General features: G+C 71.8%; 25 protein-coding genes. 15 read left to right on the top strand and 10 right to left on the bottom strand.

Annotated elements, in window-relative coordinates; genetic code table 11:
- Nucleotides 1-231 precede the first annotated feature (231 nt).
- The 4 genes from pstS (at nt 232) to pstB (ending at nt 4,354) form a co-directional block, all read left to right on the top strand.
- Complete coding sequence (gene pstS / locus PS271_RS16030) at nt 232-1,362, top strand: phosphate ABC transporter substrate-binding protein PstS (protein WP_398382526.1); 1,131 nt, start codon at nt 232-234, stop codon at nt 1,360-1,362.
- 113 nt (nt 1,363-1,475) lie between these two features.
- Entirely contained in the window at nt 1,476-2,462 is a 987-nt protein-coding gene (gene pstC / locus PS271_RS16025; RefSeq protein ID WP_398382525.1) for a phosphate ABC transporter permease subunit PstC, read from the top strand.
- A complete protein-coding gene (gene pstA / locus PS271_RS16020) occupies nt 2,459-3,544 on the top strand; it encodes a phosphate ABC transporter permease PstA (protein ID WP_398382524.1) in 1,086 nt (361 codons plus the stop codon). The genes pstC and pstA overlap by 4 nt, the downstream gene beginning before the upstream one ends.
- A gap of 30 nt (nt 3,545-3,574) precedes the next feature.
- Nucleotides 3,575-4,354 (top strand): phosphate ABC transporter ATP-binding protein PstB, encoded by a 780-nt coding sequence (gene pstB, locus PS271_RS16015; RefSeq protein ID WP_398382523.1) that lies wholly within the window; start codon nt 3,575-3,577, stop codon nt 4,352-4,354.
- Between the two features lie 235 nt (nt 4,355-4,589).
- Here pstB and PS271_RS16010 read toward each other — a convergent pair whose 3' ends face one another.
- Both PS271_RS16010 and PS271_RS16005 read right to left on the bottom strand, forming a co-directional pair.
- Nucleotides 4,590-5,588, bottom strand: coding sequence for an inorganic phosphate transporter (locus PS271_RS16010; RefSeq protein WP_030367110.1), 999 nt, complete (start codon nt 5,586-5,588; stop codon nt 4,590-4,592).
- A 6-nt stretch (nt 5,589-5,594) separates the two neighbouring features.
- Nucleotides 5,595-6,215: a DUF47 domain-containing protein gene (locus PS271_RS16005; protein ID WP_120757131.1), complete on the bottom strand. Its 621-nt coding sequence runs from the start codon at nt 6,213-6,215 to the stop codon at nt 5,595-5,597.
- Nucleotides 6,216-6,456: 241 nt separating this feature from the next.
- On the opposite strand from PS271_RS16005, the gene PS271_RS16000 reads away from it, so the two are divergent.
- Entirely contained in the window at nt 6,457-6,840 is a 384-nt protein-coding gene (locus PS271_RS16000; RefSeq protein ID WP_398382522.1) for a metal-sensitive transcriptional regulator, read from the top strand.
- Nucleotides 6,841-6,906: 66 nt separating this feature from the next.
- On the opposite strand, the gene PS271_RS15995 is transcribed toward PS271_RS16000, so the two are convergent.
- Both PS271_RS15995 and PS271_RS15990 read right to left on the bottom strand, forming a co-directional pair.
- Complete coding sequence (locus PS271_RS15995) at nt 6,907-7,080, bottom strand: hypothetical protein (RefSeq protein ID WP_168092826.1); 174 nt, start codon at nt 7,078-7,080, stop codon at nt 6,907-6,909.
- Between the two features lie 216 nt (nt 7,081-7,296).
- Nucleotides 7,297-8,256, bottom strand: coding sequence for an SCO4651 family lipoprotein (locus PS271_RS15990; protein WP_495656754.1), 960 nt, complete (start codon nt 8,254-8,256; stop codon nt 7,297-7,299).
- 93 nt (nt 8,257-8,349) lie between these two features.
- Here PS271_RS15990 and PS271_RS15985 point away from each other — a divergent pair, with 93 nt between their 5' ends.
- Nucleotides 8,350-8,526 (top strand): hypothetical protein, encoded by a 177-nt coding sequence (locus PS271_RS15985; RefSeq protein ID WP_398382520.1) that lies wholly within the window; start codon nt 8,350-8,352, stop codon nt 8,524-8,526.
- A 108-nt stretch (nt 8,527-8,634) separates the two neighbouring features.
- A complete protein-coding gene (locus tag PS271_RS15980; protein WP_398382519.1) occupies nt 8,635-10,299 on the top strand; it encodes an FAD-binding oxidoreductase in 1,665 nt (554 codons plus the stop codon).
- Nucleotides 10,300-10,540: 241 nt separating this feature from the next.
- On the opposite strand, the gene PS271_RS15975 is transcribed toward PS271_RS15980, so the two are convergent.
- Nucleotides 10,541-11,287 (bottom strand): phosphatase PAP2 family protein, encoded by a 747-nt coding sequence (locus PS271_RS15975; RefSeq protein WP_398382518.1) that lies wholly within the window; start codon nt 11,285-11,287, stop codon nt 10,541-10,543.
- Between the two features lie 205 nt (nt 11,288-11,492).
- A complete protein-coding gene (locus PS271_RS15970) occupies nt 11,493-12,479 on the bottom strand; it encodes a C40 family peptidase (protein ID WP_398386879.1) in 987 nt (328 codons plus the stop codon).
- 176 nt (nt 12,480-12,655) lie between these two features.
- Here PS271_RS15970 and PS271_RS15965 point away from each other — a divergent pair, with 176 nt between their 5' ends.
- Nucleotides 12,656-12,865, top strand: coding sequence for a DUF397 domain-containing protein (locus PS271_RS15965; RefSeq protein ID WP_398382517.1), 210 nt, complete (start codon nt 12,656-12,658; stop codon nt 12,863-12,865).
- 46 nt (nt 12,866-12,911) lie between these two features.
- On the opposite strand, the gene PS271_RS15960 is transcribed toward PS271_RS15965, so the two are convergent.
- Nucleotides 12,912-14,300, bottom strand: coding sequence for a protein kinase domain-containing protein (locus PS271_RS15960; protein ID WP_398382516.1), 1,389 nt, complete (start codon nt 14,298-14,300; stop codon nt 12,912-12,914).
- A gap of 375 nt (nt 14,301-14,675) precedes the next feature.
- Here PS271_RS15960 and PS271_RS15955 point away from each other — a divergent pair, with 375 nt between their 5' ends.
- The 7 genes from PS271_RS15955 (at nt 14,676) to PS271_RS15925 (ending at nt 23,468) form a co-directional block, all read left to right on the top strand.
- Nucleotides 14,676-14,984 carry a DUF8827 family protein gene (locus PS271_RS15955; RefSeq protein WP_030367101.1) on the top strand — a complete coding sequence of 103 codons (309 nt, stop codon included), beginning with the start codon at nt 14,676-14,678 and terminating at the stop codon, nt 14,982-14,984.
- A 136-nt stretch (nt 14,985-15,120) separates the two neighbouring features.
- Nucleotides 15,121-15,957 (top strand): DUF8175 domain-containg protein, encoded by an 837-nt coding sequence (locus PS271_RS15950; protein WP_398386878.1) that lies wholly within the window; start codon nt 15,121-15,123, stop codon nt 15,955-15,957.
- Nucleotides 15,947-17,278: a hypothetical protein gene (locus tag PS271_RS15945; RefSeq protein WP_398382515.1), complete on the top strand. Its 1,332-nt coding sequence runs from the start codon at nt 15,947-15,949 to the stop codon at nt 17,276-17,278. Before PS271_RS15950 ends, PS271_RS15945 begins: the two co-directional genes overlap by 11 nt.
- 2 nt (nt 17,279-17,280) lie before the next feature.
- Nucleotides 17,281-18,834 (top strand): SCO6880 family protein, encoded by a 1,554-nt coding sequence (locus PS271_RS15940; RefSeq protein WP_398386877.1) that lies wholly within the window; start codon nt 17,281-17,283, stop codon nt 18,832-18,834.
- 9 nt (nt 18,835-18,843) lie between these two features.
- The gene (locus tag PS271_RS15935; protein WP_398382514.1) at nt 18,844-20,253 is read left to right on the top strand and encodes an ATP-binding protein; all 1,410 of its coding nucleotides are present in this window, start codon (nt 18,844-18,846) and stop codon (nt 20,251-20,253) included.
- A 28-nt stretch (nt 20,254-20,281) separates the two neighbouring features.
- Complete coding sequence (locus tag PS271_RS15930; RefSeq protein ID WP_398382513.1) at nt 20,282-21,979, top strand: type IV secretory system conjugative DNA transfer family protein; 1,698 nt, start codon at nt 20,282-20,284, stop codon at nt 21,977-21,979.
- Between the two features lie 151 nt (nt 21,980-22,130).
- A complete protein-coding gene (locus PS271_RS15925) occupies nt 22,131-23,468 on the top strand; it encodes an amidohydrolase family protein (protein ID WP_398382512.1) in 1,338 nt (445 codons plus the stop codon).
- Here the strand turns inward: PS271_RS15925 and PS271_RS15920 are convergent.
- From PS271_RS15920 to PS271_RS15910, 3 genes are all read right to left on the bottom strand, one after another.
- On the bottom strand, nt 23,369-24,565 hold the full coding sequence (locus PS271_RS15920) for a serine hydrolase domain-containing protein (RefSeq protein ID WP_398382511.1): 1,197 nt from the start codon (nt 24,563-24,565) through the stop codon (nt 23,369-23,371). The two genes, PS271_RS15925 and PS271_RS15920, sit on opposite strands and share 100 nt — an antisense overlap.
- A gap of 146 nt (nt 24,566-24,711) precedes the next feature.
- A complete protein-coding gene (locus PS271_RS15915; protein WP_398382510.1) occupies nt 24,712-25,368 on the bottom strand; it encodes a response regulator in 657 nt (218 codons plus the stop codon).
- Nucleotides 25,365-26,621 carry a sensor histidine kinase gene (locus PS271_RS15910; protein ID WP_398382509.1) on the bottom strand — a complete coding sequence of 419 codons (1,257 nt, stop codon included), beginning with the start codon at nt 26,619-26,621 and terminating at the stop codon, nt 25,365-25,367. Before PS271_RS15910 ends, PS271_RS15915 begins: the two co-directional genes overlap by 4 nt.
- Between the last annotated feature and the right edge of the window lie 69 nt (nt 26,622-26,690).

Genomic DNA, 26,690 nt, shown 5'->3' with positions numbered 1-26,690 from the left:
GCGCAGGCCGGACCGTACGAGACCGGCCACACCGCCCCTTCCCCCCGATTTCAAGATCCCTTCGAGAGACACCACCCTGATGGGTGAGGTTCACCCTCCGTTCACTCCACCCCATCGACCGCTTCACCTGATCTGCCTAATTTCGCCGATAGAGGGTGCGGGCAGAAGCGTCCGCACCGGTCACCTCTCGCACGCCGCCCCAGCGGCGGCTCCCGGAAGGAACACCCGAAAGTGAAGCTTCAGCGCAAGAACCGGCTCCGCGCCGTCGCTCTCGGCGCCATCGCCGTCTCCGGCGCCCTGGTCCTCACGGCGTGCGGCTCGGACGACAACAGCGGCGGCGGTTCCACCGGCGGCGGCTCCACCAAGGCCGCGGGCAACATCAAGTGCGAGGGCAAGGGCCAGCTGCTGGCCTCGGGCTCGTCCGCGCAGAAGAACGCCATGGACCTGTGGGTCAAGAACTTCATGGCGGCCTGCAAGGACATCCAGATCAACTACAAGCCCACCGGCTCGGGCGCGGGCATCCAGGAGTTCCTCCAGGGCAAGACCGCCTTCGCGGGCTCCGACTCGGCCCTCAAGCCGGAGGAGGTGGCCAAGTCCAAGGAGGTCGTCAAGGGCGGCCAGGGCATCAACCTCCCGATGGTCGGCGGCCCGATCGCGATCGGCTACAACGTCCCGGGCGTGGACAACCTCGTCCTCGACGCCGACACGCTCGCCAAGATCTTCGACGGCAAGATCGAGAAGTGGAACGACGAGGCGATCGCCAAGCTCAACAAGGACGCCAAGCTCCCGGACCTCAAGATCCAGGCGTTCCACCGCTCCGACGAGTCGGGCACCACGGACAACTTCACCAAGTACCTCAAGGCCGCGGCCGACAAGTCCTGGCCGTACGAGCCCGCGAAGGCCTGGAAGGCCAAGGGCGGCCAGTCCGCCGACGGCTCCGCCGGTGTCTCCTCGCAGGTCAAGCAGACCCAGGGCGCCATCTCGTACTTCGAGCTCTCCTACGCCACGGCCAGCTCGATCAAGACGGTGAAGCTCAACACCGGCGCCTCCGCCCCGGTCGAGGCCACCTCCGAGAACGCCTCCAAGGCCATCGCGGAGGCGAAGATCGCCGGCACCGGCAAGGACCTGGCCCTCAAGCTGAACTACACCACCAAGGCCGAGGGCGCCTACCCGATCACCCTGGTGACGTACGAGATCGCCGGTGACAAGGGCAACAAGGCCGAGACCCTCCCCGCGGTCAAGTCCTTCCTCACCTACATCGCGAGCGAGGACGGCCAGGCGGTCCTGAAGGACCTCGGCTACGCCCCGCTGCCCTCCGAGATCGCCACGAAGGTCCGCGAGACCGTCGCGAGCCTCTCCTGACCCGTGTGTGACCGGGCTCCGCCACCGGAGCCCGGTCACACCGTCCGGTGCACCGCCGCGCCGGGAGCCGCCCCGCACACCGGGCAGCGGCCCCGCAGACCGGAGAAATCCCCATGGACATAGCCAGCTCCACCGCCGACAGCAGCCCACCGGCGCCCGCCGCCGGAAAGACGGCCGCGAAGAGCGCCACCCGCCCGGGTGACCGGATCTTCCTCGCCCTCTCCCGCGGCTCCGGCATCCTGCTTCTGGTGATCATGGCCGCCATCGCGGCCTTCCTCGCCGTCCGGGCCACCAACGCCCTCTCCCACAACGAAGGCAACTTCTTCACCACCTTCGAGTGGAGCGCCAACGCCACCCCGCCGGTCTTCGGCATCGCCGTCCTGGCCTTCGGCACGATCGTCAGCTCGCTGATCGCGATGATCATCGCCGTGCCCGTGGCCATCGGCGTCGCCCTCTTCATCTCGCACTACGCCCCGCGCCGGCTCGCCGCCCCGCTCGCGTACGTGATCGACCTGCTCGCCGCCGTCCCGTCCATCGTCTACGGCCTGTGGGGCGCCCTCTTCCTGGTGCCGCACCTGGGCGGCCTGTACAGCTGGATGAACGACTACCTCGGCTGGACCGGCATCTTCGAATACAACGACGGCGCCGCCCGCTCGCTCTTCACCATCGGCATCCTGCTGGCGATCATGATCCTGCCGATCGTCACCAGCGTCAGCCGCGAGGTCTTCCTCCAGGCCCCGAAGATGCACGAGGAGGCCGCGCTCGCGCTCGGCGCCACCCGCTGGGAAGTCATCCGGATGGCCGTCCTCCCCTTCGGCCGCTCCGGTGTCATCAGCGCCTCGATGCTCGGCCTCGGCCGCGCCCTCGGCGAGACGATGGCCGTCGCCACCGTCCTCTCCCCCAGCTTCGTCATCGGCAAGAGCCTGCTGGACCCGGGCGGCGGCACGTTCGCGCAGAACATCGCCAGCAGCTTCAAGGAGTCCGGTGAGATCGGCAAGGACGCCCTGATCGCCTCCGGCCTCGTCCTCTTCGTCCTGACCCTGCTGGTCAACGGCGCGGCACGGCTGATCATCGCGCGCCGCAAGGAGTACTCGGAATGAGCGACGTGACCATAGACCAGCCGCTGGTGGCCGGCAGCGCCCCGCAGCCGCGGCCCGTCACCCTGCGCCAGCCGCGCCTGCCGCGCTGGGCCCCGGCCGCCGTCGCCGCCGGTGCGATCGCCGCGGCCTGCGGGATCGGCCTCGGCGCCGCCCTCGACAGCCGCATCCAGTGGGGCCTGATCGCCGCCGGCCTCTTCGTGACCGTGATGTACGCCCTCGCGGCCCGCGTCGAAGGCCGCCGCCAGGCCACGGACCGGCTGGCCACCAGCCTCGTCTGGGTCTGCTTCCTGATCGCCGTCGTCCCGCTGGTCTCCCTGATCTGGGAGACCGTCGCCCGCGGCATGAAGGTCCTCGACGGCGGCTTCCTCTCCCACTCCATGGCCGGCGTCCTCACCATCCAGCCCGGCGGCGGCGTCTACCACGCGATCATCGGCACCCTGGAGCAGGTCGGCATCGCCACCGCCATCGCGGCCCCGGTGGGCCTGCTCACGGCCGTCTACCTGGTCGAGTACGGCCGGGGCCGGCTGGCGAAGGCGGTCACGTTCTTCGTGGACGTCATGACGGGCATCCCGTCGATCGTCGCGGGCCTGTTCATCCTGAGCTTCTGGATCCTGATGCTCGACTTCGGCTACTCCGGCTTCGCGGGCTCCATGGCCCTGGCGATCCTGATGATGCCGGTCGTCGTCCGCTCCACCGAGGAGATGCTCAAGCTCGTCCCCAACGAGCTGCGCGAGGCCTCCCTCGCCCTGGGCGTGCCGAAGTGGCGCACGATCCTCAAGGTCGTCCTCCCCACGGCCATCGGCGGCATCGCCACCGGCGTCACGCTGGCCATCGCCCGCATCGCCGGTGAGTCCGCCCCGATCGTCCTGCTGGTCTTCGGCTCCCAGGTGATCAACAACAACCCCTTCGAAGGCGCCCAGTCCTCCCTGCCGTACTACATCTACGAGCAGTGGGCGGCCGGAAACGACGCCAGCTACGCCCGCGCCTGGGCGGCGGCGCTCGTCCTGATCGCCTTCGTCATGATCCTGAATCTGGTGGCCCGCGGCATAGCCCGCTGGAAGGCCCCGAAGACCGGTCGCTGACCGTCGCGTACGAAAGAAGTAGTGATCCCCATGGCCAAGCGAATCGACGTCAGCGGCCTCTCCGCCTTCTACGGCACCCACAAGGCCATCGACGACATCTCGATGACCGTCGAGCCCCGCTCCGTGACCGCCTTCATCGGCCCCTCCGGCTGCGGCAAGTCCACCTTCCTGCGCACCCTGAACCGCATGCACGAGGTCACCCCCGGCGGCCGCGTCGAGGGCAAGGTGATGCTGGACGACGAGAACCTCTACGGGCCCGGCGTCGACCCGGTCTCCGTGCGCCGCGTGGTCGGCATGGTCTTCCAGCGGCCGAACCCCTTCCCGACCATGTCCATCTACGAGAACGTGGCCGCGGGCATCCGCCTCAACGGGGGCCGCGTCCGCAAGTCCGAGCTGGACGACGTGGTGGAGAAGTCCCTCCAGGGCGCGAACCTCTGGAAGGAGGTCAAGGACCGGCTGAACAAGCCGGGAGCGGGCCTCTCCGGCGGCCAGCAGCAGCGGCTGTGCATCGCCCGGGCGATCGCGGTCGAGCCGCAGGTCCTGCTGATGGACGAGCCCTGCTCGGCGCTCGACCCGATCTCGACGCTCGCGATCGAGGACCTGATCGGGGAGCTCAAGGAGCGCTTCACGATCGTGATCGTGACGCACAACATGCAGCAGGCGGCGCGCGTCTCGGACCGCACGGCGTTCTTCAACCTGGCGGGCGTCGGCCAGCCGGGCAAGCTGGTCGAGATCGATGAGACGGCGAGGATCTTCTCGAACCCGTCGGTCCAGGCCACGGAGGACTACATCTCGGGCCGGTTCGGCTAAGGACTACGGGAGGCCGTGGGACGCGCAGGGCCCGGTCCGGGACGTAAAGCGAAGCAGTCCCGGACCGGGCCCGGAGCGGCCCGCGGCCGCAGGTGACAACGGCGCGGCGCCCCCGTAAAGGGCGGCAGCCCGCCGCAGGCGTCTTGCGGCGCTGCATGGCGGTGCCGCCGCAAGGCAAAGGGCCCGCCCCCTGTTCGTACCAGGGGGCGGGCCCTACTCCGTAGGCGGTCCGGGATCAGCCGAACGCGAGGCTGACCACCCAGTAAGCCAGCGCAGCGACCAGCGCAGCGGCCGGCATGGTGATGAACCAGCCGAGGATGATGTTCTTCGCGACGCCCCAGCGGACCGCGTTCACCCGCTTGGTCGCGCCGACGCCCATGATCGCCGAGGTGATCACGTGCGTCGTGGAGATCGGCGCGTGGAACATGAACGCCGTGGTGAACATGACCGACGCACCCGTGGTCTCCGCGGCGAAGCCCTGCGGCGGGTCCAGCTCGATGATCTTCCGGCCGAGCGTGCGCATGATGCGCCAGCCGCCCGCGTACGTACCGAGCGAGAGCATGATCGCGCAGGCGAGCTTGACCCAGACGGGGATGGCGTCGCCCTTGGCCTGCACATCGCCGATGACCAGGGCCATCATCACGATGCCCATGGTCTTCTGGGCGTCCTGGAGGCCGTGGCCGAGCGCCATGCCCGCGGCCGAGACCGTCTGGGCGATCCGGAAGCCGCGCTTGGCCTTGTGCGGGTTGGCCCGGCGGAACATCCACATGATCGCGACCATCACCAGATAGCCGAGGATCAGGCCGACGAACGGCGAGAGGAACATCGGGATGACGATCTTCTCGACGACGCCCGACCAGATGACGCCGGTGCCGCCCGCGAGCGCCGCGCCCACCATGCCGCCGAAGAGGGCGTGCGAGGAGGACGAGGGCAGGCCGAAGTACCAGGTGACCAGGTTCCAGGCGATCGCGCCGATCAGGGCCGCGAAGAGGATGCCCATCCCCTTGTCGCCCACGGGCGACTCGATCAGGCCTTCACTGACCGTCTTGGCCACGCCGCTGCCCAGGAAGGCACCGGCGAGGTTCATCACGGCCGCCATCGCGAGGGCCGCGCGGGGGGTCAGCGCCCGCGTGGACACCGAGGTCGCGATGGCGTTCGCGGAGTCGTGAAAGCCGTTGGTATAGGTGAAGCCGAGCGCGACCCCGATGGTCACGACGAGAGCAAAGGTGTCCACCGGGGGTCAGGACTCCTTGACCGCGATGGTCTCGACGGTGTTGGCGACGTGCTCGAACGCGTCGGCCGCCTCTTCCAGCACGTCCACGATCTGCTTCAGCTTCAGCACCTCGATGGCGTCGTACTTGCCGTTGAAGAGCTGGGCCAGGAGCTTGCGGTGGATCTGGTCCGCCTGGTTCTCCAGACGGTTCACCTCGATCCAGTACTCCGTGAGATTGGTCATGGTGCGGAGGTTCGGCATGGCCTCGGCGGTCAGCTCGGCGGCCCGCGCGAGGACCTCGATCTGCTGCTCGACGCCCTTCGGGAGCTCCTCGACCTGGTACAGGACGACCAGGTCGACGGCCTCCTCCATGAAGTCCATGATGTCGTCGAGCGAGCCGGCGAGGGAGTAGATGTCCTCGCGGTCGAACGGCGTGATGAAGGACGAGTTCAGCTGGTGGAAGATCGCGTGCGTGGCGTCGTCACCCGCGTGCTCCGCTGCCCGCATCCGGTCGGCGATCTCGGCCCGGGCGGACGCGTCCGCTCCGAGCAGTTCCATCAGGAGCTTGGAGCCCGTGACGATGTTGTCCGCGGAGGCGGCGAACATGTCGTAGAAGCTCGTCTCCCTGGGGGTCAGACGAAAGCGCACGTGGGATCCTCGGGGTGCAACGGATTCGGTCTCGTTGATGCTAGGCGCATCATCCAGCCACAGCTAACTGGCATTCCCTCAGTGTCGCCCATCGGGCAGAGTGCTCATGAAGCCAGGTACCGCCGCCGCGGGCAAAATTCTGTACCATATACCCCCTGAGGGTATGTGAGCGGGTATGCGGCGCACAGGCGCCCCACAGGGGCCCGCAGGGCAGCAGCCGGACAGCAGGAGGACGGACGCCATGACGACCACGGAAGCCCCGCTGACCAGCGGCGACGATGCGGCGGCGGTCGGCGGCGGCGCGGCCGCGGCCTGCCACGGCGAGCCCGCGGCCCCGGCCGGTCCGCACGGCTACAGCAAGCAGAAGGACCAGCACCTCAAGCGCCTGCGCCGGATCGAGGGCCAGATCCGCGGCCTCCAGCGCATGGTCGAGGAGGACGTCTACTGCATCGACATACTCACGCAGGTGTCGGCGAGCACGAAGGCGCTGCAGTCCTTCGCCCTGCAACTGCTCCAGGAGCACCTGCGGCACTGCGTCGCCCAGGCGGCGGTCAAGGGCGGGGACGAGATCGACGCCAAGGTGGCGGAGGCGAGCGCGGCGATCGCGCGCCTGCTGCGGACCTGAGCGGCCTCAGGGCCCGGGCCGGCCCGGCGCCGCCCGAACGCGGCGGTGCCGGACGCACCCGAACGGTCAGTCCTCGCGCTTCCCGCCCGCGGGGACGACACGCAAAACCTCGTCGATTCGATCGGCGCTCAGCCGATCCTCATCCGCACTGGACGCGGCGATCATCAAATCACCGTAGAGATCGATCTCGATGAGGGCCACGGGATCCGGCCCGCCCGACGAACCGCGTCGCGAAACCACGTGATTCACCTCCTCGGGTCTTTCGCCTCGGGTCTGGGTCTCGGTCTCGGTTCCGGCCCGGACTGCGTCTCGGCCGTCCTGGCCTCGTCCGGGTCTTCCTCGTCTTTCCTGCTCTTTCCCGGTCTTTCGTTCCTCGGCTAACCAGCCTAGTGATCGGTACACATGGCGCGCATGGCACAGAAGGACCATTTCCATGGCCAACTACGCCCTGCCGCGTCAATTCCGCGGCGAAGCGACCGTCCCCGCATAGATATCGGCGGCGTCGGGTAGGTCCACGTCCACATCGGCGCCGAAGTCGTACAGCTCGACCGTGGAGGTCACCGTCATCGGGGCCCGCGGGGCCGAGGGCCCCGTGCTCGCCACGCTGAAGCGGTGCCGCAGCCGGCGCGGCCTGCCCTCGTCGTCCAGATAGGCGTCGAAGGCCACCGTCCCGCTGGAGAAACCTTTGGCCGCCGTGGCGAGCGGCCCCCGGTCCCGCACGGGCGCGGCGCGCACCGCCCGGCCGAGGTCGATCGTGCCCCAGTAGTGCCTCACGCGCACCCCGCCGACCCGCTCGTCCCGCATGTACGTCACCTCGCGGGCCCCGCCGAGCAGTTCGGCCGCGGCGAGCGGATCGGTGGCGCCGTTGGTGAGGAGGTTCCCGTCGGCGAGCCCGGCCGTCGCCAGCTGCACCCACTTGTCGGAGGGCACGCCCGCGCCCCGGTTCTTCATGAAGAGCGCGCCCGGGGAGAAGACCTCCGTGATCGGCCGGTGCTTGGTGTCACCGGCCGCGTCCTCCGGCACGAGCACCGTCAGGTGCCCGGCGGGCCGCTCGAAGTCATACCCGCCCGCGCCGTGGATCGTCAGCCGCGTGCCGCCGCTGACGGTCTCCATGGACGTCCGCACCCGCGCCCGGCCCGCCCTGGTCAGCGTCCGCGCGGCCTCGCGCACCGCGGCCCGCGCCCGCCCGGGGTCGGCCTCGCCGCCCGCCTGCCGGGCCTGGCCGCTCAGGCTCTTCATGCTGTCGCGGAGCTCGGGGGCCTCGCCGCCGGCCGGGCCGCGGAGCGCACAGCCGGACAGCAGGAGGCCGAGGACGATGCCGCCGGCCGTCACACCGGCGAGCGCCGCGGCCCTGCCACGGCCCTGTCCTCCGCCTTCTCCGCGTCCTTCTCCGCGGCCTTCTCTCCGCGTCACCATGCCCTGCCAGCCCCCTGCCACCGACCCGCTGTGGAACCCGTTACTGCCAACGACGGCGTGGGCGCGCCCGTCACGGCCCGGTAGCGTGGTCACGTGTCCGAGCCAGCATCCGCACAGCCGTCCGCGGCCCACTCCACCAGCACCAGCGAGCAGGGCTCCTTCTGCTCGGCCCGCTGCACCTGCGGCTGGCGCGGCCCCGCCCGCCGCGCCCGTTCCCTGGCCCGCGACGACGCCGCGGGCCACGAGGCCGCCGCCGACCCGACAGGCTGACCGGCCGCCATCCTCGGCCGCAGGCCCCGCACGGAACCGCCGCCGCCCCCGTGTCATCTGTCTCCACAGCGGGGGGATTCCGGCAGCACATCGGGTGACGGGGCGGGCATGGCCGTTGACACAGGCACAAGCGGAACAAACGGGACGAAGGACACCGGCGGGCGGGGCGGTACGCGTACGGGCGACGCGCCCCGCGGCCTCCCGGGGAGGCGCCGGCTGCTCGCCGCGGGCGCCGGGCTGGCCACCGCCGGCGCCTGGGCGGCCTCGTGCGGCGACAGCAGCGGCCTGGAACGGCCCACCCGGATGATCACCTCGGCCCGCGCCGTCCCCGCCACCCGGCGCCCGGACGCGGCCAAGGCCGACTGGAACGCCCTCGCCAAGGGCCTCGCGGGCGGCCTCATCCGCCCCGGCGACGCCGACTACACGGCCGCCCGGCAGCTCTACAACACCCGCTTCGACGGCCTGCGCCCCGCCGGCATCGCCTACGTGACCGGCGCCCAGGACATCCGCGAGTGCCTCGCCTTCGCCCGCCGCTACAGCACGCGGATATCCATACGCAACGGCGGCCACAGCTATGCCGGTTGGTCCAGCGGCACCGACCGGCTCGTGATCGACGTCTCCCGGCTGCGGACCGTCCGCACCCCGGACTCCGGCAGCGCGGTGATCGGCGCGGGCGCCAAGCTCATCGACGTCCAGACGGGGCTGGCCGGACACGGCGTCACCCTCCCCTCCGGCTCCTGCCCCACGGTCGGCATCTCCGGCCTCGCCCTCGGCGGCGGGCACGGCGTGACCTCCCGCGCCTACGGCCTGACCTGCGACAACCTCACCGGCGCCACGCTCGTCACGGCCGACGGCAAGCTCCTCGAATGCGACTCGGGCCGCAACGCCGACCTCTTCTGGGCCCTGCGCGGCGCGGGCAACGGCAACTTCGGCGTCGTCACCGAGCTCCGCTTCCGCACCCGCAAGGCCGCGGAGGGCGTCACCGGCTACGTCTCCTGGCCGTGGTCACGGGCCGCCGACGTGATCCGCGCCTGGCAGGAGTGGGGGCCCACCCGGCCCGACGAGATCTGGTCCTCCTGCGACCTGTCGGCCGCGGCGGGCGGCACGCCGCGCATCTCCGTCTCCGCGTACTCCCTCGGCACGTACGGCGACCTGGAGAACGCCCTGGACGAGCTCGTGGGCAAGGCCGGCGGCGCCTCCAACGGCGTACGGCTGCGCCGCCGCGCCCACCTCGACATGGTCCGCGCCTACGCGGGCTGCTCCGACAAGTCGCAGACCCAGTGCCACCTGCCGGGCAGCACGCCCGGCCGCGAGGCGTCCGGCACGCTGGAGCGGGAGACGTACGGCGCCCGCTCGGACTTCTACGACCGGTCGCTGAACGCGGCGGGGGTGCGGGCCCTGACCGATCAGGTGGAACGTTTCGCCCGTGGAGGCGGCAGCGGCGGCGTCTCGATCCAGCTGACGGCCCTGGGCGGCGCGGTCAACCGCGTCCAGCCGCTGGCCACGGCCTTCGTCCACCGCCGCTCGCGGTTCCTGGCCCAGTACCTGGCCCACTGGGCGGCGGGCGGCTCCGGCAGCGCGCAGACGTCCTGGCTGGACGACATCCACGCGGCGATGCGCCGGCACGCCTCGGGCGCCGCGTACCAGAACTACGCGGACGCGAGCCTGAAGGACTGGCGCAAGGCGTACTACGGCGACGCGGAGAGCCGCCTGACCAAGCTCAAGCGGCAGTACGACCCGGACCGGGTCTTCGACTTCCCCCAGGCGCTGTAGCGCGCGGCGCGGCGCGGCGCGGCATGGGCGGCGGTACGTACGGGTGCGGGGCTCCCGTATTCCGCCGGGCCCTCGCCGTCGTGGCGCATCGCCGTGGCGGCGGAGAGAAGAGGCAGCGCCGCTTCAGGTGATTGCCCCGCAATCAGAGCCCGCCGCAGCGGCGTGCGACCACCGCGGCGAGGGTCCGGCGGAATGCGTAGGGCCCCGCACCGGGTGCGCGCCCCTGGCCGCCGGCCAGGCGTTACGCCGCGAGGTCGTTGTCCCGGTGGCGCGGTACGCCCCGTTCGGTCTCGGCCGTGCCGGAGGCGGCCGCGGACGCTTCCGCCGGTACGAGCGGCGGTGCCGCAACCGCCCGCTCGGCCCGGACGAGCCGGGCGAACCTCGTACGGGCCACCGCCCGCGTGAGCGGGGTCAGCACCATCATGGCGAGCGGCGCCAGCAGCAGCGCGACCGCCGTACCCAGGGCGAGGCCGCCGATCACGTCCGTCGGATAGTGCACGCCCATGTAGACGCGGCAGAAGCCTTCCAGGAAGGCGAGGCCGATTCCGATCAGTCCGTACTTGCGGTTGGCGACGAAGAGGGCCACGCCGACGGCCATCGTCAACGTCGCGTGGTCGCTGACGAAGGAGTAGTCGGTCTTGCCCTTGACCAGCACTTCCAGACCGGTGTGGTCCATGAAGGGCCGGGGCCGCTTGACGAAGCCGCGGATCGGGATGTTGACGAGCAGGGCGAGGCCGGCGGCGAGCGGCGCCCAGAGCAGCGCGGCGACCGCGGCCGGGGCGTCCTGCCGCCGGCGCAGGCTCCACCAGGCGAGGACCATGAGGACGGCGAGGCCGAGAACGATCCCGTACTCGCCGATGAACGCCATGGTGTGATCGAGCCAGCCGGGGGCGTCCTTGGCAAGGCCGTTGATGTCGTACAGCGTGCTGGTGTCGGGGTTCCCGCCCCTGGCCTGCGGCATGGGATACCCCGTCGCGAGTCCAGCCATGTGCCGTGGCCCCTTATCTGTCGCCTGTCGCTACGTCCAGCTGCCGACCCCCGTGGTCCGTGCGTCGCTGTAGCCCCCGCTCAGTGGCGCTGCTTTCCCACTCTCAATGGAACGCGCCACTCCGGCGGGGCGTTCCACTCTTCTCCCAATGATCACCAGGACGTTATGGAAGGGTGACCCATCGTCGCAGTTCGTCCCGGAGCGTTCATGCGGCGCCGCCTGCGGGCAGCACTTTCGCGCCATCCTGGGTGACGCGGGTGGCCCCGATGTAGTCCGGCATGTCGATCTTGTCAAAGCGGATCACGGCCCCGGTGTAGGGGGCGTTGATCATCTGCCCGCCGCCCACGTAGATGCCCACGTGGTGGATGGAGCGCGGGTCCTTCAGGTCGTTGGCGAAGAACACGAGGTCGCCCGGGAGCAGCTCGTCCCGCTTGGGGTGCGGGCCGGCGTTCCACTGGTCGTTGGCCACGCGGGGCAGGGTGATGCCCACCGATTCGTACGCGGCCTTGGCGAGGCCCGAGCAGTCGAAGCGGCCGTTGTCCTCGGCGGTGCCGTCACCGCCCCACAGGTAGGGCGTGCCGAGCTTCTCCTGGGCGTAGTAGATCGCCCCGGCGGCCTGCTGGGAGGGCGCGACCCTGCCGATGGGCCGGGCGAAGCTCTTCTCCAGCGTGCGGATCGAGTGGACGTACCCCTGCGTCTCGCGGTACGGCGGGATGCCGCGGTGCTGGATGACCGCGTACGAACCCGCGTTGTACGACGCGAGCATGTTGTCCGACAGGTCGCCGGGGACGTCCTTGACGTACTTGGAGAGCTCGCAGTCGTAGACGGCCGCGGAGGGGATCGCGTCCTGCGGATCCCATATGTCCTTCCTGCCGTCGCCGTTGGCGTCGATCGCGTGGGCGTCCCACGTGCCGGGGATGAACTGGGCTATCCCGCGCGCGTCGGCCGGGCTCACGGCCTTGGGGTTCCAGCCGCTCTCCGAATAGATCTGCGCGGCGAGGATCGCCGGATTGAGGGCGGGGCACAGATTGCCCCACTTCTGCACCAGCGTCTGGTACTGATCCGGCACGGCGCCCTTGGCCAGCCCTACGGAGCCTCCTCCGACGCCCCCGATCAGGTTGGACGCGGCGGTGTACACGCCGATCACGAGCAGCCCGATGAAGCACAGGCCCATCGCGATGCCCGCCGTCATGCCGACCCAGAGCTTCCGCACCCCGCAATCCTCCCCCAACGACCCGCTGCGTATCCGCACTTTGTATCGATCCGTCACCAGGCGTGCAGTGCCGCCCCGTCGCCGCCACGCGTTACGGTGAGCGCGAGCGGCGGGCGGACCGGCGGGCGGACCGGCGAGTACGAGGAGGAGGGGCCGTGGCGGAGCTCGACTGGATACCCATGACCGAGGGCGACGAAACGGAATACCTGGAGGTCGCCTTCGCCGAGAACGGCGACGTGCACATCCGGACGAACACCGAGCCCGAGACCGTCGTGGTGACCACGGCGGCCAAGTGGGACGCCTTCGTCCTGGGGGTCAGGGCCGGGGAGTTCGACCACTTCGTGGAGGACGTCCCCGGGCCGTGAGCCCGGCCGGCGCCCGGCGGGCAGGGCACCAGCGGGATCAGCGGGATCAGTCGTCGTCCTCGTCCTTGTCCTTGGACTTCTTCTTGCTCTTGGGCTTCTTGTGGGAGCCGGACGAGGACGGCGCGGACGACGGGCCCGCCTCGGCGGGCACGGCCTTCGGCGGCGCGGGGCTCCCGCCCGGTGCACGGTCCGCGGACTCCGTCGGCGGCGCCTCGGGCCGCTGCGAGCCCGTCTCGCTGCCGGAGCCGCCGAAGACGGACGCCCCGATCACCGCCGCCACCAGGAAGGCCACGGCGCTGAGCAGCACCTTGGGGCTGCGTATGCCCTTGCCTCCGCCGCCGGAGCCCGGGCCCTGGGGGCCGCGGGAACCCCTGCTGCCGCCGGAGGACCGGCGGTGCCCCTGCGACGACGCGGCCGGGACCGGTGCCTGGATGCCCGGCGGGACAACAGGCGCCCCAGAGACACCGGGTGCCCCAGGAATGCCAGGAGTCCCAAGGGCGCCGGGAGCGGCCGCGGCGGGCGGCACGGACGGCGGCCCCGGCGGCCGGCCCGGCATGCCCGCCGGCGCGGCGGGCGCAGGTGCGCGCACCGGCTCCGGCAGCGGCGTCCGTACGGGCCGGAGCGGCTCCTCCCACGACGGCCCCGCGAACCAGTCGGCCGCCTCCTGAGCGGTCGGCCGGTCCTCCGGCTTCTTCGCGAGCATCCGCAGCAGGAACGCCTCGAAGGCGGGCGGCACATCCGCCCGGTGCTGCCGGGGCGGCACCGGGGGCGTGTCCACGTGGAGGTAGAGCAGGGCGGTCGGGCTGTCCGCCCAGAAGGGCGGCTGCCCGGCCAGGAGCTGATAGAGCACGCAGCCGAGTGCGTAGACGTCCGAGGCGGGGCCGGCGACCTTGCCCAGGGCCCGCTCCGGGGCGAGGTACGTGCTCGTGCCCACGATCTGGCCGACGCGGGTCAGCGCGGCGGAGGTCTCGTCCACGAAGCGGGCGATGCCGAAGTCGCCGATCTTCAGGGTGTCGTCGGCGTCGAGCATCAGATTGCCGGGCTTGATGTCCCGGTGGACGACGCCCTGGCGGTGCGCCGCGGCCAGGCCGGCCGCCGACTGCGCCGCGATCCTGGCCACCCGGCGCGGGGCGAGCGGGCCGCGCGCGGACAGCTCCTGGGCCAGGCTCGGGCCCCTGACCAGCTCCATCACCAGATAGAAGCGCCCGTCCCAGGACCCGAAGTCGTAGACGGCGACCACCTGAGGGTGATTCAGCCGCGCGGCGGTCTGCGCCTCCAGCCGGAAGCGGGAGGCGGCGGATTCGTCGCCGTCGTCGCCCAGCAGCAGCTTCACGGCCACCTGACGGCCCAGCACCTCGTCCTGCGCCTGCCAGACTTCGCCCATGCCACCGCGGCCGAGCAGCTCCTCCAGCCGGTAGCGATCGGCAACCAGCACCCGTACCACCCTTGATCTCGATGCCCCCGTGGCGCGCGGGCCGGCCCGACGGCCCAGGGGCGCGATCGGCGCCCGGACTGCGCTCGGGACAGCGTACCGACCGAACAGACTCTCGCCCGTACATCCCCGTGACCCCCCGATCCGCCGGACATTGCCCGCCGTCTACACCCGTGATACACAGAGTCACCTTAGAACCACCCACTGACATCACCCTGCGCCGCAGGTCAGGACCCTCCGGGGAGCAGGCGTACGAGTTCCGCCAAGAAATGCCGTCAAGTCGACATGCTGAGGCGCGATCTTCGGCGAAGATAGGTCCTGACCTTTACCCAGCGGTGAGGGTGTTGACAACAACCCATAAGGGGCGGTGAGTTGCACATGTTTTTGGCGGCCGGCAAGGGCGACATCAACACCATTATTGGCGGAATCGCCCCCAACTGGGGGCCGTTCGGTAGCCTGGGCAACGAGGCTCGCGTGATGATCGAGGTCATCATGGCCGTGGCGATCCTCCTGTGCCTCGCCATCGCGATCTGGGGCGCGGCGAAGCAGCGGATCGGCGCCACGGCCCTGCGCGACACCTTCAGCGCCGAGCAGGGCAAGGGCCTGATCGTCGCGGGGCTGACGGGCGTCTTCATCATCGGTTCGCTCGGCACCCTGTTCACCATCGTCTACGGCATGGCCGTCTGAGCGACCCCCGCACCCGAGGCTGCCACCTGATGCCCCCTCACACCCCCTCGTCCTCCTCCCCCGGGAATCCCCTCACGCCGCTACCGTCATATGCGGGTGCCACTTCGGCGACGACGTATGAGGGGACGTGCGCGCTATGAGTCTCGGCGAGGACGGCTACGACGAGGACCACGGCCTGACCCGCACCCGGCTGCCGGAGGGCGAGGGCGATGCGTACGGCCCCCGCCGCGGCCGTCCCGGCCGGGGGCGGGCAGGCATGTCCAGCCGGAATCTGATCACGGTCGTGGGCGTCGTCGTACTGCTCATCGCGGCCATCGCCTTCGCCAACAGAGGCGGCGGCGGGTCGGACTCGAGCGATGCGGAGAGCGGGGAGAAGGTCACCGCGGGGGCGACGGCCCCTTCGGGGGTGAAGCCGGTGGGGGGCAAGGACGGGGGGATCGCCTCCGGTTTCGCCCACTCGCAGCAGGGCGCGGAGTCCGCGGCGGCGAATTTCGCGGTGGCGCTCGGGGGGGACGGGATGTTCCGGACGGAGTCGCGGCATGCGATCGTGAATGCGGTCCACACGCCCGACGCGGCGCGTGACCTCCAGGCCAAGCTCGACAAGGCGTACACCGCAGGCTTCTTCAGGAACCTCGGCCTCGGCGACGACGGCTCCGCCCCCAAGGGACAGACGTTCGTCTCGCGCACCATCCCCGTCGGCACGAAGGCCACGTCCTTCAGCGAGTCCGAGGCCACCGTCGAGGTCTGGTGCACCGGCCTGATGGGCCTCGCGGGCGAGGGCTCGACCAAGCCGGTCGCCCAGACCTGGTTCACCATGACCCAGAAGCTCCGCTGGACGAACGACGACTGGAAGCTCGCCTCGTCCGAGCAGAAGCAGGGGCCCGCGCCGGTCGGCGGCGACCTCCGCGCTTCGAGCGCCGACGAGATCACCAATGCGGTCAAGGGGTACGGAGGGTTCACTTATGCCAGGTAGCCGCCGCCGTGCCCTCTCCCTGACCGCGGCGCTGGTGTCCGCTCAGGTGGCCGTGACCGGACTGGCCTCGCGGGCTCTCGCGGCCCCGACGCCGCCGACGCCCTCCACCCCGCCGTCCGGCTCGCCGGCGCCCTCGTCGAGCCCCGGCCAGGGCGGCGACAAGAGCGCCTGCGATCTCATCGTGGGCCAGGCCAAGGACATCTGCACGGGCAAGAAGGACACGAACTCACCCCCCGACCCCCAAACCGCCCTCGACCCCCTCGCCTCCCTGGCGAAGGGCTGTGGCGAAGCCGCGTCCTGGATCGTGCACAAGCTGTCCGGCGCCGTCGAGGCCACCGGCACCGTGGACTTCACCAACGCCGCCTTCCTGCGCCAGTACGCCGTGGTGTTCGCCGCCTCCACCGTGCTCACGCTCGTCCTCTGGCTGCTGGCCGTCGCCAAGCGCGCCGTCCGCGGCGTGCCGTTCACCGAGGCGTTCACCGAAGCCGTCGGCTTCCTCTGGCTGACCGTGCTGGCCTCCGCCTTCACCCCGCTCGTGCTCTACACCCTCGTCTCGGCCACCGACGCCGTCACGCAAGCGATCGCCACCGGCACCAACGCCAACAACGACGCCTTCTTCGGCGGGTTCGCCGACGCCCTCAAGAAGGGCACCGGCATCGGCGGCGGTCCGATCATGCTGATCGTCGTGTCCCTCGTCTCCGTGCTGGCCGCGGGCGTCCTCTGGCTGGAGCTCGTGATCCGCGCCGCTCTCCTGTACGCCGGAGCGCTCCTCGGCACGGCCGTCTACGCGGGCCTGGTCGACAAGAACATGTGGAAGCACGTCCGCCGCTGGGCGGGCATCATGATCGCCGTCATCCTGGTCAAGCCGATCATCGTGGTCGTGCTGGGCCTCGCCGGAGCGCTGTCCTCCGGCAAGGGGCCGGACTCCTTCTCGGCCGTCGTCTCCGGGCTGGCGATCATCATCCTGGCCATCTTCGCCAGCGCGATGATCTACCGCTTCGTGCCCGGCTTCGGCGACGAGATCGTCAGCACCCGCAGCGCCAGCAGCGACGCGGCCTCGCGCCGGGCCGCCGCCGTGATCACCTCCCCCGCCGCCCTGGTCAAGCAGGGCATCACCGCCCACAGCGCCCGCGGCTCCGGCGGCTCGGGGGGCGGCGGGCAGCACCGGCCCGCCGACGCCGTGGCGGGCGGAGTCGCCGCCCACAGCACCCGGCCCCCCGCCCGCACCGGCGACAACAGGGGCAACGGAAGCGGCAATTCCGCCGCCCGTCCCGCGCCGCGCGCCCAGAACCGCAGCAACACAGGAGGTGAGCGGAGTTGACGATCCAGGCCCAGTCCCAGCCGGTCGCGGCCCGCCGTACGTATCTGATCGGCCGCGCGCGGCCCAACGCGGTCGTCGGCAAGAACCGGGAGACCGGGGAGATCGCGCTGGTCATCGCCGGGGCGTTCCTCGGCATGATGTGCGGCCTGCTCGTGCCCGTCCTGCCGCTGCGGATCGTCACGCTCACCGGATTCCCGATGCTGGCGCTGGCCGCCGTGTACGTCCCGTACAAGGGCCGCACCTTCTACAAGTGGTTCGAGATCACCCGCTCGTACAAGCGCACCCTGCGCCGCGGCACCACCTACCGCTCCACGGCCGCCGAAGCCGGCACCCGCCTGGACGGGCGGGAAGTCGAGGTGGGCCCGCCCCCGGGCATCGGGCGGATCAACTGGCTCGCGGCGCCCTTCGGCCCCGACGAGATCGCCGTCCTGCTGCACGCCGACCGCCGTACGGTCACCGCCGCCATCGAGATCGAGGGCCCCGGCGTGGGCCTGCGCGACTCGGAGGACCAGGAGGCGCTGGTCGACCGGTTCGGCACCCTCCTCAAGCACGTCGCCAACGGCGACGGCTATGTGACGCGCATCCAGATGCTCGCCCGCACGCTCCCCGCCGACCCCGACGCCCACGCCAAGGACGTCGAGCGGCGCGGCGACGCCGGCTCCCCGAAGTGGCTCAAGGACTCCTACGAGCAGCTGCAGTCGATGGTGTCGACCTCCTCCGAGCAGCACCGCGCCTACCTCGTCGCCTGCATGCACTACACGCGCGAGCTGGCCGCCGAGGCCAACGCCATCGCGCGCGCCTCCCGGCACGACGGCGCCAAGCGCAGGCTGGACCGCGACGGCGGCCTCGCGGTCGTCATGGCGCGCGAGCTGACCGACATCTGCGCGCGGCTCGCCGAGGCCGACATCCGGGTCCGCCAGCCGCTCGGCCAGGGCCGGCTGTCCTCCCTGATCCACTCCATGTACGACCCGGACCACCCCATCGACCACATCCAGGCCATGACCCGGCGCAACGCCTGGCCGGCCGAGCTGGACGCCATGGAGCCCACCTACCTCCAGGCGAAGACCCGCGAGTCGTCAACCCGCGCACCCTGGTGTCACTCCACCGCCTGGGTGAAGGAATGGCCCATGACCCCGGTGGGCGTCAACTTCCTCGCCCCGCTCCTCGTCCACACCCCGGACGTGATCCGCACGGTCGCGGTCTGCATGGACCTGGAGCCGACGGAGGTGGCCATCGAGCGCATGCTGACGGAGAAGACCAACGACGACGCGGACGCCTCCCGCGCCGCCAAGATGAACCGCGTCGTCGACCCGCGCGACGTCGCCCACCACTCCCGGGTCGACCAGCGCGGCGAGGACCTCGCCAGCGGTGCGGCCGGGGTCAACCTCGTCGGGTACATCACGGTGTCGTCGCGCTCGCCGGAAGCGCTCGCGCGCGACAAGCGGACCATAAGAGCCTCGGCCGGCAAGAGCTACCTCAAGCTGGAGTGGTGCGACCGCGAGCACCACCGGGCCTTCGTCAACACCCTGCCGTTCGCAACCGGCATCCGACGATAGGGGCATGCCGTGCTCGACCCGCTCGCCTCACTGACCGACGCGTTCACCAGCTTCCTCTTCGGGAAGGTGGAGACCACGCGCCTGCCCGTACGGACCTCCACCGGCCAGGCCCAGGCCGTCTACCTGCCGACCGCCGCCCCCGGCCTCGGCGACTCCGGTGTGGTCATCGGGCGTGAGGTGTACTCCGGCAAGGGCTACATCTACGACCCCTTCCAGCTCTACGGACAGCAGCTGCCCGCCCCGCACTGGCTCGTCCTGGGCGAGTCCGGCAACGGCAAGTCGGCGCTGGAGAAGACGTACGTGCTGCGCCAGCTGCGGTTCCGCGACCGGCAGGTCGTCGTCCTGGACGCCCAGGGCGAGGACGGCGTCGGCGAGTGGAACCTGATCGCCCAGCAGCTGGGGATAACCCCCATCCGGCTCGATCCCGCCGCCGCCCTGCACGGCGGCATCCGGCTCAACCCGCTCGACCCGGCGATCACCACGACCGGCCAGCTCGCCCTCCTCCGCACCATCATCGAGGTCGCCACCGGCCGCGGCCTCGACGAACGGGCCGGCTTCGCCCTCAAGGTCGCCCACGCCAACGTCAACGAGACGATCCTCGACCGGCAGCCGGTGCTCACCGACATCGTGGAGCAGCTGCGGCACCCGGAGGCCGAGTCCGCGGAGACCATGAACGTCGACATAGACGACGTCCGGGCCTGGGGCCTCGACGTCGCGCTGGTCCTGGACCGGCTCGTGGACGGCGACCTGCGCGGCATGTTCGACGGGCCGACGACGGCCGGCATCGACCTCGACGCCCCCCTGATCGTCTTCGACCTCTCCCACATCGACCGCAACTCCATCGCCATGCCCATCCTGATGGCGATCGTGGGCGTCTGGCTGGAGCACACGTGGATCCGGCCCGACCGGAAGAAACGGATCTTCCTGGTCGAGGAGGCCTGGCACATCATCAACTCGCCGTTCGTGGCGCAGCTCTTCCAGCGGCTGCTGAAGTTCGGCCGGCGGCTCGGCCTGTCGTTCGTGGCGGTCGTGCACCACCTGTCCGATGTCGTCGACGGCGCCGCGGCGCGCGAGGCCGCTGCGATCCTCAAGATGGCCTCCACGCGCACCATCTACGCCCAGAAGGCCGACGAGGCCCGCTCCACGGGCCGGGTGCTCGGCCTGCCCCGCTGGGCGGTCGAGATCATCCCGACGCTGACGCCGGGCATCGCCGTCTGGGACGTCAACGGCAACGTCCAGGTCGTCAAGCACCTCATCACCGACATCGAACGGCCGCTGGTCTACACCGACCGGGCCATGACCGAGGACGGCGACTTCGCGCGCGAGCTCGCGGCGGAGGCCGCGGCGGCGGAACGGGCAGCAGCGGCCTTAGAGGCGGACGGGTCTCCGGAGTCGGAATCGGAATCGACGGTGGCCTGAGGCAGGGCAGGGGACGGGGGGACGGCGGATGAGCGACCGGCGGCCGGAGCGCGGCATCCCGGACGGGCTGCTGATGGCGGTCATCGGGCTGCTGCTCGGCATGACGCTGCTGGTGTGGGGGACGACGGGCCTGGCCGCCCTGTTCGCCCACGGCGCCTGGCCCGAGGGGGTCACCCTCACCCGTACGCCCAAGGCCCTGCGGCACCTGGTGATGCAGCCGCGCAACCTGCCGGCCGCCTGGCCGGACACCCCCGCGGAGAGCCTCTCGGGCTACGGCCTGTTCTGGGGCCTCCTCATCGGCGAGCTGCTGGCGCTGATCGTCCTGGGTGTGTTCGTGGTCGGCACGGTGGTGCGCTGGAAGGCGGTACGGGCACGGAGGCGGACCGCCGCGGCGGACGCCTCTCCCGGAGCGGCGGCTGCGAGGGGGACTCGCCCCGCTGCCGGGGGCTCCGGTACGGAGGCCGCCCCGGAGCCGGGTGAAGCTCCCGGCCGGTCCGCGGGCGGGAGCGCTGCCACCGGCACCGCTGACCGGAGCCCGGAGGGGCTTCCTGCTCCCGGGGCGGACCATGCGGCGGGCGCCCTGCCCGCGCCCCGTACCTCCGCCCCGCCGTCCACGACCGGCCGGCCCGCCGACGCCGCTACCGGCCGGCACCCGGAGGCGCTTCCCGTACCCGGCCCTGGAGCTCCGGCACGCCCGGGCGAACCGGTGGGCACGTTGCCCGTCCCCGGGCCGCGTACGCCCGCACCGCCGTTCCTGGCGGACCCCCCTGCCGCAAGCCGCCCCTCAGGGGCTACCGATGGACCCGTCGCCCCCGGCGTCCGCTACGGCGCCGACCGCGGCGACACCGCTGTCCGCGCCGTCCTGGAGGCGGCAGGCCCCGTGCTCGTCACGACGAGCGACGCCGCGCTGTGGGCGGCCACGAAGGACGCCCGCGCCAAGCTCGGCCCCGTGCACGTCTTCGACCCGAGCCACCTCCTCGACACCCCCGACCGGCTCCGCTGGTCGCCTCTGCGGGGCTGCACGGCCCGGGAGGCCGCCACCGCCCGCGCGGCGGCCCTGCTCGCGCCCGTACGCCCGCACAGCGCCCTCGACTCGGCCACCGCGGACGTCGCGGAGACGCTGCTGCGCTGCTGGCTGCACGCCGCCGCCGTGGACGGCCGGCCGTTCCGCCAGGTGCTCCGCTGGGCGCAGGGCGCGGCGGCGCACGAGCCGGTGCGGATCCTGCGGACGCACCTCAAGGCGGCGGGCGGCGCGGCCGGGGAGCTGGAGTCGGCGCTCACGGGGCATCCCGAACGCCGCGAGGCGGCGCAGGAGCTGACCGCGCGTGCGCTGGGCGCACTGTCGTCCGTTCACGTCCGCGACGCCTGCAATCCGCACCGATCCGATGCGCTGGCATGGGAATCATTTGTCGCCGAGGGGGGAACCCTGTACGTGGTGGGTGAGGCGATTGAGGATCCCCGCACCCGCCCGGGTGCGATGCCCCTGCTGACCGCACTCGTCGCAAGCGTGGTCGAGCGCGGCCGGGGCATGGCCGGAAGGTCATCTGCCGGTCGGCTCGACCCACCACTGACCCTGGTGCTGGACGATGTCGCGGCCGTCGCCCCCGTGCCCGCCCTCCCGGACCTCCTTGCGGACGGCGTGGCGCTCGGCCTGCCGACGTTCGCGCTCATGCGCTCGGAAGAACAGGCCCGCGCGCGGTGGCCGCACCGCACGCTCGTCGGGTAGGCCGCCGGGCAGGCGTCGCTTCGGGTGGACACGAGGTCCGGGGAGGCATCAGGCCGGGTAGGCATCAGACCGGGTAGGCATCAGGCCGGGTAGGCATCAGGCCGGGTAGGCATTGCGGCAAGACCCGTAGCGGCCCGGAGAGGTGGACGGGATGGCGGAGCCCGGCAGGCGTCACGTCATGGGCGGCGCGGCTGCGCTCGGCAGCGCGTTCGCCCTCGGCGGTGCCGCGGCGGCCGGGCGGGCCGTGGCGGCCGGGCGGGCCGTGGCGGCCGGGGGCGACGCCGGCACATCCGCCCGGCCCCTCGTCCTGACGCACGCGACGCTGATCGCCGCCCCCGGCGTGGAGCCGCCGCGGCCCGCCATGACGATCGTGGTCCGCGCCGGGCGCATCGCGGTGGTGTGCCGCTCGGCCGAGATCCCCGCACCGCCGGACGCCCACGTGATGGACCTCCGGGGCAGGTACGTCCTTCCGGGCCTCATCGACTCCCGTACGGACGGCGATAGCGGCGACGTTCCGCCCGTACGGAGGGGAGTGACGACTTTCGCCGGGCCCGGCAGTGCGCCCCTCGACGGCGTGCCCTCCCTGCGACCGGAGTCCGTGTCCGTACGGGACGCGGCGGCGGCCCGCCAAGCAGTGCGCAGGGCCGGGGAGGCGGGCGCGGCATTCGTCCGTGTGCACCCGCGGCTGTCGCGCGAGGCGTATTTCGCCGTGGCCGACGAAGCAGGCAGGCGGCAGCTTCCGTACGCGGGTCACTGCCCCGACGCCGTACCACTCGCGGAGGCGTCCGACGCCGGCCAGCGGACCGTCGAGCACCTCCACGCGCTCCTGCTGGCCGCCTCCACGCGGGAGGAGGAGATCCGGCAGGGCCTCGCGCGCGTCCGTGTAGCCGCCGGGGCCGACCCGTACGGTGACTGGCTCCGGCAGATCCACCGCCTGGAGTGGACGGCCGTCCACTCCTACTACCCCGACCGCGCGGACCGCCTCCTTGACCACCTGGCCGCCAACGGCACCCGGATCACCCCTGCCCTGGCGGCCCGCGGCGATCCTCAGGGGCCGGATGCCGCGTGCGTCCGCGGGGTCCGCGCCCACCGCCTGCACCTGGTCGCGGAGCTGCACCGCCGCGGAGTGCCGCTCCTCGCGGGCAGCGCGCGGGGCGGGGACCTCCACGAGGAGCTGGAGCAGCTGGCCGACGGCGCGGGCCTCGGCGCCGCGGCGGCGCTCCGCGCGGCCACGGTCGAGCCCGCGCGGGCGCTGGGCCTCGCGCACCGCGTCGGCACGGTCGCGCCGGGCAGGACGGCCGACCTCGTCGTCCTGGCCCCGGGCGCGGACCCGCTGCGTGATGTGCGGGCGGTACGCCGGATCGACGCGGTGGTCTTTCGAGGCCGGCTCTACGCGGAAGGCGTCCCGACGCCCGCAGCGATGATCCGGCCGACGCGCGAGTCCGGCGAGGCGTCCTCGCCCTTCGCGTCGGTGGAGTTGACGGAGTAGATCAGCGACTGCTTCCCGTCCTGGGTGGCGGCGAAGCCGTTCAGGTAGCCGTAGCGGCTGCCGGTCTTGCCCCAGTAGACGGGGCCGTCCGCGGTGAGCTGGAAGCGCGCCAGACCGCTGCCGTAGACGGCGGGCTTCCCACTCTCGTACTGCGGGACCCGCGGCACGGTGAACATCAGCTTCAGCTCCTGCTGCGGCACGATGCGGCCGGCGAAGAGGGCGGAGACGAAGCGGTCCAGGTCGGCCGCCGTGGTGATGAGGTCGCCGGAGGCCCACGTCTCGGACTGGTCCCACTCGGTCGTGTCGACGAGGCGGGTGGTGCCGTCGGCGTCCTTGAGCGCCTCGTAGCCGTGCGTGTGGCGGCCCTTGATGCCGAAGCTCGTGCCGGGGCTGTAGGTGTCCTTCAGGCCGGCCCGGTTGATGACCCGGTCCCGCAGCTCCTGCTCGTACGTCCGTCCGATGACCTTCTCGATCAGCAGCCCCAGCACGTTGTAGCCGATGTTGGAGTAGTGCTGCTGCGTACCGGGGGTGAACTCCATGGGCTTGCCGAAGCCGGCCCGGACGAGGGCGCGGTGGTCCCAGGTGGTGTAGCGGCCCTTGTCCCAGTCGGGGGTCTTCGGAGTGCCGCGGGTGTCGCCGCCCGGAAGGCCGCTGGTGTAGTTGAGCAGCTGCCCGACCTTGACGTCGGGGTAGTGGGCGGGCAGCAGGCCCGGAAGGTAATGCTGCACCGTACCGTCGAGGTCGAGCTTCTTCTCGTGGACGAGTTGCAGCGCGACGGCCGCCGTGAACGTCTTGGTGATGCTGCCCGCGCGGAACCGCTCGTCGCCCTTGACCGGCGTGTGCGTCCGCACGTCGGCCTCACCCGAAGCGCCGCTCCAGCGCAGGCCCTTGTCCTTGTCCTTGTAGCGGACCTGGGCGGCGGTGGCGGCACTGTCCGGCAGGCCGTCGATGGCCTGCCGGAGGGCGGCGGCCTTGCCGGCGTGCTGCATGGAAGCATGCGAGGAGGGTGCGGCTATGGCGGGTACGGCGGTCGCGCCCAGAGCGATGGCGGTGACGGTGGCCGTGGCGACGAGGACGGCGATTCTGTTGCGGCGCACGGTGGTTCCCCCTGGTGGTGACGGATGCCGGATGGTCCCGGCGGAATCCATCGTCGCGATCCGCGCGCTCCGGCGAATCGCCGACGCGAGGGGTATCCGCGGCCTCCGGCCTCCCTCGTGCGAGGGAGGTCCTACGGGGCGGAAGATCAGCCGCCGGGGGCGATGAGCCCCGTCTCGTAGGCGCAGATGACGGCCTGGATGCGGTCGCGCAGCCCCAGCTTCGAGAGCACGTTGCTGACGTGGGACTTCACGGTGTGCTCACTGACCACCAGCTCCGCCGCGATCTCCGCGTTCGACAGGCCGCGCCCGAGCAGGACGAGCGTCTCGCGCTCGCGCGCGGTGAGCGCCCCCAGGGCCGGCGCGGCGGTGGTCGCCGCCTGGCCGCGGCTGGTGAAGTCGGCGACCAGCCGGCGGGCCACGGACGGGGCGAGCAGGGAATCCCCGGCGACGACGACGCGTACGGCATACACGAGATCGTCCCGGCGCACGTCCTTCAGCAGGAACCCGCTCGCGCCCGCGTGCAGCGCCTCGTAGACGTAGTCGTCCTGGTCGAAGGTGGTGAGCATGACGGCCTTGCAGCCGCTCTCCGCACGGATCGTCCGGGCCGCTTCGATGCCGTCCATGCGGGGCATGCGGATGTCGAGCAGGACGACGTCGGGAGCGTGCCGCCGGACGGCCGCCACGGCCTCGGCGCCGTCGCCGGCCTCCGCCACGACCTCGATGTCCGGCTGGGCGGACAGGATCATCGCGAAGCCGCTCCGCACCAGCTCCTGATCGTCGGCCACCACCACACGGATCGTCATCTCTCCCCCGTCTCCGCCGACTCCACTACCGCTGCCGCCTCCGCCATCGCCCCTGTCCCGGACAGGGAGGAGACCACGAGGGGCAGCTCCAGGCAAACGCGGTAGCCGCGGCCGTCCGGCCCGGGCCCGGCGGTCGCCGTCCCGCCGTGCGCGGCGGCCCGCTCCCGGATGCCGATCAGTCCTCTGCCGCTGCCTTCGCCGCCGGGCTTGCGGACGCCGGAGCCGTCGTCGGCAACGGTGACGGCGAGCCGGTCTCCACCGGCCCGCCCCCAGGCGAGCCGCACGGTCACGGTGCGCGCGTCGGAGTGCTTGAGGACGTTCGTCAGCGCCTCCTGGACGACGCGGTAGACGGTGACCTGAACATCGGCGGAGAGCGGCCGCGGCTCGCCCTCCGTCAGCAGAGCCACGGGAATCCCGGCCCGCCGCACCTGGTCGACGAGGTCGTGGAGCCCGGCGAGGGTGGGCTGCGGCGTGCGCCGCGGGCCCGTGTTCCGGGGAGCCTCCGGGCTCTCGTGCGGTTCCTCTTTGAGCACGCCGAGCAACCGCCGCAGCTGCACCATCGCGTCGCGCCCGGCCCCGGCGATCGCATCGAAGGCCGCCTCCGCACGGTCGGGATCCGACCGTACGACGAGAGGCCCGGCCTCCGCCTGAACGATCATCAGGCTGACGGCATGTGAGAGAACGTCGTGCATCTCCCGCGCGATCCGGGCGCGTTCCCGCTCGGCGGCCCGCTCGGCCTCCTGCTCCGCCGCCCGCTCAAGGGCGGCGGCGCGCGCCTCGACAGCCTGCGTGTACGCCTGCCGGGTCCGCGCCAGCACACCCAGCACGTACACCATCGTGAAGAGGAAGAACGCGAAGAGGTACTCGCGGGCGGTGTTGGTCCGGAGGGCGACCGCGACGGCGACGAGCGGCAGCCCGGCGACGATGGTCACCTGCCGCTGCCGGGCTCCGCCCTGGGCGGCCACCGTGAAGATCGCCACCAGCGGGCTGTACGGCATCGGCTGACCGGGCCCGTCCATCGGCAGATAGGCGAACCCGGCCAGGGTGATCGCCAGGAGGCAGGTCAGCGGCGCCCGGCTGCGCCACAGGAGCGGCAGCACGGACAGCGTGGTCATCGCGTAGAACGCCCAGGTCGCCGGCGGCACGTCGGCCGCGCGGGGCACGACGAAGGGGATGGTCACGGCGGCCTGGACCGCGGCGGCGATCAACGCGTCGACGGCCCAGGGGCTACGGATCCGGATCCGGCGGAACATGAGTGGAGTATGAGCGGAGAACCAGAAAAACCGGAAACCCGGGATCAGAAGGATCAGCGGAATCCGGGG

It is taken from the genome of Streptomyces sp. SCA2-17, from assembly GCF_044336695.1.
Note: the sequence above shows the minus strand (reverse complement) of the source record. Positions and strands in the feature narration are given on the sequence as shown.

What these genes read in the sequence shown, in the direction of transcription:
- pstC (WP_398382525.1), top strand. Translation starts at nt 1,476, where the DNA reads ATGGACATAGCCAGCTCCACCGCCGACAGCAGCCCACCGGCGCCCGCC.
- pstA (WP_398382524.1), top strand. Translation starts at nt 2,459, where the DNA reads ATGAGCGACGTGACCATAGACCAGCCGCTGGTGGCCGGCAGCGCCCCG.
- pstB (WP_398382523.1), top strand. Translation starts at nt 3,575, where the DNA reads ATGGCCAAGCGAATCGACGTCAGCGGCCTCTCCGCCTTCTACGGCACC.
- PS271_RS16000 (WP_398382522.1), top strand. Translation starts at nt 6,457, where the DNA reads ATGACGACCACGGAAGCCCCGCTGACCAGCGGCGACGATGCGGCGGCG.
- PS271_RS15990 (WP_495656754.1), bottom strand. Translation starts at nt 8,256, where the DNA reads ATGGTGACGCGGAGAGAAGGCCGCGGAGAAGGACGCGGAGAAGGCGGA.
- PS271_RS15980 (WP_398382519.1), top strand. Translation starts at nt 8,635, where the DNA reads ATGGCCGTTGACACAGGCACAAGCGGAACAAACGGGACGAAGGACACC.
- PS271_RS15975 (WP_398382518.1), bottom strand. Translation starts at nt 11,287, where the DNA reads ATGGCTGGACTCGCGACGGGGTATCCCATGCCGCAGGCCAGGGGCGGG.
- PS271_RS15970 (WP_398386879.1), bottom strand. Translation starts at nt 12,479, where the DNA reads ATGACGGCGGGCATCGCGATGGGCCTGTGCTTCATCGGGCTGCTCGTG.
- PS271_RS15955 (WP_030367101.1), top strand. Translation starts at nt 14,676, where the DNA reads ATGTTTTTGGCGGCCGGCAAGGGCGACATCAACACCATTATTGGCGGA.
- PS271_RS15950 (WP_398386878.1), top strand. Translation starts at nt 15,121, where the DNA reads ATGAGTCTCGGCGAGGACGGCTACGACGAGGACCACGGCCTGACCCGC.
- PS271_RS15945 (WP_398382515.1), top strand. Translation starts at nt 15,947, where the DNA reads ATGCCAGGTAGCCGCCGCCGTGCCCTCTCCCTGACCGCGGCGCTGGTG.
- PS271_RS15930 (WP_398382513.1), top strand. Translation starts at nt 20,282, where the DNA reads ATGAGCGACCGGCGGCCGGAGCGCGGCATCCCGGACGGGCTGCTGATG.
- PS271_RS15925 (WP_398382512.1), top strand. Translation starts at nt 22,131, where the DNA reads ATGGCGGAGCCCGGCAGGCGTCACGTCATGGGCGGCGCGGCTGCGCTC.
- PS271_RS15915 (WP_398382510.1), bottom strand. Translation starts at nt 25,368, where the DNA reads ATGACGATCCGTGTGGTGGTGGCCGACGATCAGGAGCTGGTGCGGAGC.
- PS271_RS15910 (WP_398382509.1), bottom strand. Translation starts at nt 26,621, where the DNA reads ATGTTCCGCCGGATCCGGATCCGTAGCCCCTGGGCCGTCGACGCGTTG.